Origin of the sequence: Kitasatospora sp. NPDC047058, assembly GCF_040643935.1 — a bacterium.
Classification (GTDB): Bacteria; Actinomycetota; Actinomycetes; order Streptomycetales; family Streptomycetaceae; genus Kitasatospora.
In genome coordinates this window covers 1-8,143 of the sequence record NZ_JBEYVJ010000320.1, presented here as the reverse complement: position 1 = coordinate 8,143, position 8,143 = coordinate 1, and the positions used below count along the sequence as shown (strand labels likewise).

Below are 8,143 nucleotides of genomic sequence, written 5' to 3'. Positions count from 1 at the left end.
GCGCCGTACGCGTCGGCCAGCCCGCCGAGCGTTCCGCCCGCGCCGAGCTGCACGGGCAGCGTGCCCAGGGTGACCTCGGCGTCCTCGGCGACGGGCCAGCCGGGGTTCGCGAGGGCGAGCGCCTGCGGTGTGACGCCGAGCGTGACCGTGAGCGTCTCGCCGGGCCGTGCGGCGGCGAGCCGGTCCGGCAGGCCGGGGTTGAGCGCCAGCAGCTCGGCGGCAGAGACGCCGAGGGAGGCGGCGGCGTGGTCCGCGGTGTCGCGGGTCACGACCTCGTACCGCGCGGTCGCCGTCCCGAAGCGTGCCGCGATGGAGCGGAGCGAGTCCGTCTCCGTCACCTCGTGGGGGAACGCGGTCAGCAGGTTCACCGCGGCCTGCGCGGTGGCGCGCGCGACCATGCGCAGGTAGTCGCGCAGCACGAACGTGGCCATGGACTCGGTGGGTTCGTCCGCCGGGGCGGGGGAGGCGGGGTGCTCGTCCGGCGGGACCGGGTCCAGCTCGGCGAAGTGGGCGGCCGCCTCGGCCTCGTACGTCGCGTCGACCGGCCGGTAGGTCGCGAAGTCGCGGTCCCGGTCGGCCGGGTCGGGCAGGCCGGCCGAGGTCCACTGCAGCACCGGGACGACGGGGAACGGCGTGCCGGAGACGTCGTCGGGCGGGCCGCCGTCGCCGGCCGGGGTGCCGCTGACCACGAGGTGGAGGTTGTTGGCGAGGAAGCCCTGGATGTTGTCCCAGGTGAAGCCGTCGTTCTCGGCCTCGGCCAGGGCCAGCTGGCCGACCAGATCGGACAGTTGGGCGAGCGTGACGGCCGGCGGGGTGACACCGAGCGCGTCGAGCGACCAGCGCAGCAGGCCGTCGGCGAGCCGGTTGAACGACGTGTCGGCGGGGGTGTCCGCGCGCGGGTTGCGCGACACGTCGGGCCGCGCGGCCCCGGCGATGGTGACCGCGTCGGCCGGGACGGCGTTGTCGGCGAGCAGCATGACCACGAGGCGGTAGTCCGGCTCGTCGTTCGGTGGTGGCGTCCGGCCGGTCCAGTCGACCGGGACGTTCGCGACGGTGTAGGCGGGGACGAGCGTGAGGTGCACGGTCCTCGGCAGGCCGTCGGGGAAGACGTGCGCGTCCGGGTCGAAGTGCAGCCGGTAGGGCGGTGGTTCGGACTTCGCCGGCGTGGCGGGCGCTTCCGGGGCGGTGAGGGCGCGCCGGGCGGCGCCGGGGGCGAGCCGCCACGGCGGCGTCGTGTCGGAGCCGATGGTGAACGAGGCCGCCAGCGTCAGCGAGAACGAGAACGACACCGTGACGAAGAGGATCTTCACACTGGCGTTGGCCCGCACCGAGAGGTTCAGCGCCACGACGGTCGCGCGGTGCGCGGTCAGTTCGACGGTGGCCATCGCGGAGATCTGCAGGTTGAGGTCGACCCGGACGACCTTGAAGTCGACGGTGCCGTACAGCCGGCCGACGATGCCGACGGTTCCCCGGCACGTGTAGTAGAGCTCGGTGCCCGGGCCGTCCTCGTCGGGGTGGAACCAGGCCAGCGCGCCCTCGAACACCACCACGAGGTTGACGTACATCCCGGCCTGGAGCGGACCGCGCTGGAAGGTGCGCCCGACGCCGATGGAGAGGCCGACGCCGAGTTCCAGGACCGGGCTGAACGTCCCGTTGGTGATGCGCGGCACCCGGGTGGAGGTGGCGCCGTTCAGCACGCCGAAGTAGATGCCGCCGCGGCCGTTGAAGACGCCGGCCTCGATCGCGAACGCGTCGGTGAAGTCGCGGCCGGTTGGGAACCCGAGGTCGACCCGGAAGTTGCCGTTGGTGAAGACGTCGACGGTGATCACGCCGAGCGTCACGGACACCGCGCCGAACTGCAGCTTCCGGTAGGCGTCCGGGATCTGCAGCCGGGCGTGGAACACCCCGATGTCGTCGGTGACCTTCTGGTACAGCAGCTCGACGCTCAGCCCGGCGAGCGAGCCCGCCCGGGAGCCGCTCAGCGCGATCAGGACGCCGTAGAGGTCCGGGTCGTGCATCACCAGCTTGAGCGCGACGGTGCCCAGGAACGTGGCGTCGACGCCGAGCAGCCACTGGCCGGCCGGGTCGAACACCATCGTCGCCGGGTCGATCGGCGGCTTCCCGGCCGTGGGGTCGACCGGGCGCATCGCCTTGACCAGCGCGTCGACGACCTCGGGGATGCCCGTGTACCGGGTGAGGTCCTTCGGCGCCACGTGCTGGCCCAGGCCCAGGTAGCGGAGCGCGACCAACCCCTGCCCCAGGCCTGCGGGTTGGGGCGGCGCCTGGGTGACCGGGTCCCACGTCAGAGGCTTGGCGGTGTCGTCCCCGAGCAACTGGGCGTCCAGCACGATGTTCACCGCCGGGCTGCCGGTCGAACGGTCGTAACTCAGGCCGACGGAGCGGATCTTGACGAATCCGAGGTCGAGCTTCAGGTCGTGCTTGACGGCGATGGTCTGCTTGGTGGGATCGATCGTCAGCGCGATACCGGTGAGGTCGATGCTGTTGAGGAAGGACCAGGGCGGGTCGAGCCGGAACGTCGCGTTCGGATTGACCAGCGAGACGAGGTCCGTGATCAGTTCGCCGAGCGTGCCGGTGAGGCGGACGGTGAGGGTCTGGTGCCGCTCGGTACCCTCACCGGTCCAGGACGTGGCCGCGCTCAGGGAGACGTCGCGGTAGGCGATGGTGAACGTGTAGTCCTTGCCCGAGTCGGTGACCGACACCGAGGCGGTGACCTCGAACCTGTTGATCGCGAAGGCCCCGGACAGACTGCCGGTGGTCACCGTGAGCGCGTCCACCTGCGCGGTGTCGCGCAGCGCGATCGCCAGGTGCCCGCCGGCCGGTGTGGTGCGCACCGCGCGTTCGACGGCGGCGGTCAGGAGCAACTGCAGCTTCATGCCGAGCAGCTCCTGCGGGACCGTGACCCGGAGCGTTCCGGAGGCGGCGTAAGGGTTGCCGTCCGCAGTGCTGAACCGGACGCTGAGGCCGGCGAGTTCGACGGCGAGCTCGTTCACCCAGCCGGGAGGTTCCTGGCCCGTCAGGCCGTAGACGAGGCGTGGCAGGTCGACGGCTCCGCTCATCACCGCGCCGAACTCCCATCCACCGGTGCCCGGGTACTGCGCTCGCGCGAGCAGTTCGATCGGGGCGGAGTCCGGGACGGCGATTTCGCCCTTGCCGATCAGCAGGCCGGAGACGCGGCTCTGCGAGACCTGCACCTGCAGCTGCAGCCCGGTCAGCGCGAGGGTGACCAGCCCGGCCCGGATGGACCAGTCGCCGCTCACGGTCAGGCCGGCCGCGAACTCCTTCTGCAGCAGGGAGGCGTCGATGTTCAGTGACTCGCACCTCAGGTCGGCGTCGATGGGCGGGCCGCCGCCGCCGAAGAACACCCGGAGCGCCTCGGCGATCGGCAGGGCGAACGGGGCCTCGGTGAAGGCCGAGAACCCGAGGTCGGGCAGTGACAACCGGACCGTCACGACGATGTCCCCGAACCCGGTGCACGGCAGCAGCCCGCGCGCCACACGTTCGGCGAAGGGTGCCTGCGAACCGAGTGAGGAACCGGGTTTCTGACCGAACCGCATGGTCCCGAAGACCACGCCGGTGGTGGGCGTCTGGCCGTCCGCGCCGAAGCCGAACGTCCAACTGGTGCCGACCCGGTCGAGGGTCAAGAAGGGTACGGGGGGATCCCAGGGCTCGTTCGAGACGATTCCGACCCGGGCATACGAGAGACCGGGGCCGCCGAGACCGACCGGCACGATGCCGAACCCGACGTCTTGGAGGCGGAACCGGTCGATCGCCGCGATCCCGCTCGGCAGCGTGAAGCTGTTCTCCGCGCCTCCGGTCATCTCGATCAGCGCCTGGATCCCGTGCGCGAGCCCGAGCGGGGGATCCAGCGCGACGACCAACGGCCAGACGTAGTCGCCGGTCAGCAGAGGCCCGCTGACGGTGGCCGTCTGCCCCGGGTCGGTCGGAAGCACTGCCTCGGCGAACATCAGGACGGCCGAGCGGCGTTCACCCGCTTCGGGCAGCGGATACGGGTCGGGGTAGTCGGTGGTCAGCACCAGGCCGACCGCCGAGACCGCCAGCTCGGAGAGCTCCAGCCGCACACCCGGCGCGATGGCGCGGAGCTCGATGACCGGCGGCGCGCCGGGCGGGAACGCCACGGACCCGTCTACGTAGAGGCGGTCGCCGAGGAAGCCGGCGTACGTGGCGAGGACGTCGCTGCCGGACACCGCGGAGCTGCCGAGCAGCAGCAGGGTGCCGGACAGCCTCGCCCGCGAGCCGGCCGGCACGTTGCTGGCCGTGACGACCGGCTGGTCGAGGATGAGCGGACCGACGACGCTGGGCCCGACGACGAGCCCGCCGTGCCCGCCCTCGGCCGGACGCCGGCTGTCCGGCAGCGTGCCGAACGCCGCCCGGAAGGTCCACGGCTCGGTCGGCGCCGTGCCGCCGAGCTCCAGCACCAGCGCCGCCCGGTCGGTGCCGGTCTGCGGGGTGCAGGTCAGCCGCATCGTCCAACGGGTGTTGAGGTAGGTCGTAGTGCCGGTGAGCAGTGCACCCGGCGACGCGAGCGATGCGGTGCCGTCGCGCACTTCCAGGCTGCCGACACCGAGCGAGTGCAGCAGATCGGCCAGCCCGGCCGGCGGCGCGTCGCTCGTGAGGACGCCGTTCGCCACGGCGGCCTGGAACGCGCGATGGATCTCCTCGACCGACACGGGACCTCCTACGGCTCAGGGGCCCGGACGACGGCCTCGTCCGGCCCGTGCAATCCGGACGTCCCGCGTGGGGCGAACGCCACCGGCTCCTCGGCCGGTAGTGGACGCAGCGTGAACCTGTACTCGACGTCGCCGAAGCGGACCTGCTGCCCGAGGGCCTGGACGGTGCTCCTGATCCCGAATTCCGTCGTCCGCGTCACCCATCCGGCAGGATCGCCCCCGGTGCCACCCGGCTTGGGCAGGACGAAGGACACGTAGGTGTGCTCGGTGTCCTTCGCCAATGCGTCGACGAACAGCTCGATGACCTCCGCGATCGGGTGCCGGTCGGGGTTCGACGGGCCGGCGCTCACTCCGATGTTCTGCGGGCTGACGGCATTCGCGAACCAGTTGATGAGCTTCCAGCCACGGTCGTCCTTCGCCGACGGGCTCTGCAGATGGTTCCTGACCGCGGTGGCGAGCGTCCGGTCGTTCGGGAGTACGAAGGCCAGGACCGGCGGCAGGAGGTTCCGGAGGTTGGCGATCTTCCTGACATCGCTCATGATCTGGTAGGTCAGCTCACCCGGCATGACGACGGAGAACCTCCCGTTGTCCACGACCAGGACGGTCGAGTCCGGGCCTGATGCCAGGATGCGGAAGTAGGTGCCGTTGTGCTCGGTGAGCCATCCGAGCGAGCCCCGCCTGCCGTGGAGGTAGTTGTTCTCGTTCTCGGCGGCGAATCCGACGTTGCTCCGCTGGTACCCGAGACCCACGAGGAAGGCCCTGACGTCATCGGGGACAGACTCCTTGCGTCCGGCGACGAAGGCGTACAGCACGTCGGTGTCGATGCGCTTCAGACGCCCGCCGAGGTCGCCGAGCAGGCCGGTGTGGGACTTGTCCAGGCGTGTGAGGACGACGAGGTTGAGAAGCTTGCGGTGCCTGGCCTCGACCTTGCGCGTGATGTAGTCCAGCGCTCCGTTCGCCACGTCGCGGTCACCGCCGCAGTTGACCAGCCCGAGGAAATCGGCCTCCGCCTTCTCGACACCGTCGTTGTAGATCTCGACCAGGGCGGTCATGCCCTGACCGCACCACAGCAGCTTCACCACCGTCAGCGGATTCTGCTTCTCCGTCGGCGCCTTCTCCACGGTCATCCCTTCCTGCCGGAGCGGAGCGCCGACGGCAGGGCCGGGGGCGGCGGGCGCTTCGGGTCGGCGGCCGACGCGTACGCGAGGTACCAGCCGACCTTCGAGGCGCCGCCCTGATCGGGGTTGCCGAACAGGATCACGTCGTTGTGGCCGGGCGGGAACGCCAGACCGAACAGCCGCAGCGCGAAGTCGCGCAGCCGCAGCGTGTACGTCCGCGGCCGCTCCGCCTCCTCGTCGACGAGGAACTCCACCGAGCGGAAGCCCATGGTCACCACGCCCTGCAGGGGCAGGTCGACGCCGACCAGCCCCGCGGCGCCGGGCAGTCGCACCCCCAGGTAGAGCCCCGGTTCGGCGTCGGCCGCACCCGGGCTCCAGGCCACCAGCACCTGGAGGGCGAGCGCCCTGCTCCCCGCGAGCGCGCCGAGCGAGCCGAGGTCCACGGTGTAGTCCAGCCCGTACCAGGGCCGGGTGAGCTCCGACTGGTCGAGCGGCGCGGTGACCGAGACGTAGCCCAGGTCCGCGGGCGTCTGCGGCGGTGGTGGCGGGCCCGCGGAGAGTTCCGGATCGGGCGTGGCGAGGAGTCCGTTCAGCCGGACCGGGAAGCGCGCGGCCAGCGACCGGGCGCGCGGCCGGCTGTTCGCCGCGTCGAACGACAGGTTGCCGTCCTGCAGCGTGAACCGGGTCGTCCCGGCCGGATCGCCGAGGTCGAACGACATGGCGACGGCCAGACCGCCGAAGCGGAGGTAGCCGTCCTCCCCGGACGTGTCCGGGCCCCAGCAGAACGGGTCGAACCTCTCAGGCTCCGAGAAGCGCAGGTTGCCCGTCAGCCGGAAGACGGCGTCGACGGTGGCCCGGCCCGAGGCAGGGTCCGAGGCCTTCGCCGTGACGAGCTGGGCCGACAGCAACTCGACGCTCTGCAGCACCGGCCCGGCCAGCTGGAAGGTGTTCTGCCCGGCCATCGAGAACACGTACGTGTCGTGCGTCGTGCCGTCGGGCAGCTGCTGGCGCTGGAGCGCGCCGTCGAGGAGGACGTTGTTCCCGCGGGTCGTCGGCAGCAGCCGCGCGGGCGCGCCGAACAGGCGGCCGACCAGCAGTTCGGCGCGGCTGGTGAAGGCCGTGACGGCCGAGTTGCGCACGCCGACGGTGAGCTGCAGCACCCGGAACGCGAAGGCGATGTTCTCGCCAGCGTACTGGTCCTCGGGGTTCCGGTAGTCGATCAGCCCGAACATCGCCGAGCGTTCGAAGACCGGCCTGCCGTCCGCGAGCCGGAACGGCGTGAGCGACAGCCCGAAGTGGTGCGCGGCGAACCGCGCCGGGTCGATCCCGGCCGCGAGCACCTGGAGCTCGTCCGGGAGCCGGTCGAGCGGGACCTCCGCCGACAGGGCCAGCACTCCCGTCCAGTCCGGGTCGTCGACGACCTGCAGGAACGACGCGTAGGGCGACCCGTCGCCCTCCTCCCGCGCCGCCTCGACGACACCGCGGACCGCCGCCCGCGCGTCGGCGGGCCGGCCGGTGCGGGACGCGGCCCGGGGCCACGCCCACGTCGACACGTCGTCCACCAGGTCGGCGATGCTGCGGCCCAGGACGAACTTGACGATGAGGAACGTCGACTCGCGCCAGCTGTCCGGGGACAGCCGGAACGGCCACCCGCCGGCCACCGGAGTCAGCAGGCCGCCGTACCGGAGGAACACGCACTGCTCCGCGTCGGTGATCCCGGGGCACGCCTCGGCCAGCGCGGCGGTGAACGCGGTGCGCGTGTCGTACGCGGTGTCGTGCATCGCGCCGCGGACCGCGTCCAGGACGCTTCCGGGCACGCCGCCGTGGTCCACGGGGACGGTCGCGATGACGTCGAGCGTCGCCGTGGTGAGCTCGTACGCGACCGAGCCGAAGCGGTGGAACTCCGCCGGGTCGCCGAGGACGAGGAAGAGGTTGTTGGTCTGCATGGCCTGCCGGAACGGCCCGGTGACCGTGGTGAACCGCAGATCGGGCGTGGCCGTCGCGCCGCCGTCGTGGCCGATGCCGAGCCAGCTCCAGGAGGAGTCGGCGGCCAGCCCGACGGCCAGCCCCTGCGGCGTCACGGCCACGGCCGGTCCGGCGTCCGCCGCCGGGCCGCCGCCCCCGCCGCCGTCCCCGGGCAGCAGCACCGCACGGCGGGTCGGTGCGATGGCCAGCTGCTCGACCGCGACCGCCTCGGGGACGGCGTCGGCGGCGAGCCCGTGGAACGGCGCCATGGGGAAGGCGGTCCGGCCCGGCGAAGCGGCCGGCACCTCGCAGAACTCCAGCAGGCCGACGCCGTCGGCCGCCGTGGCGGAG

The 8,143-nt window shown here is 72.1% G+C and carries 2 protein-coding genes and 1 pseudogene; all 3 read right to left on the bottom strand.

What is annotated here, in order from left to right; all coding sequences use genetic code 11:
* Positions 1 to 4,709: pseudogene (locus ABZ885_RS31325) on the bottom strand (hypothetical protein); the annotation flags it as partial.
* Positions 4,710 to 4,717: 8 nt separating this feature from the next.
* On the bottom strand, positions 4,718 to 5,836 hold the full coding sequence (locus ABZ885_RS31320; protein ID WP_360196039.1) for a hypothetical protein: 1,119 nt from the start codon (positions 5,834 to 5,836) through the stop codon (positions 4,718 to 4,720).
* On the bottom strand, positions 5,833 to 8,143 hold a 2,311-nt coding region (locus ABZ885_RS31315), incomplete at its 5' end, for a hypothetical protein (protein ID WP_360196036.1). The genes ABZ885_RS31315 and ABZ885_RS31320, both read right to left, overlap by 4 nt.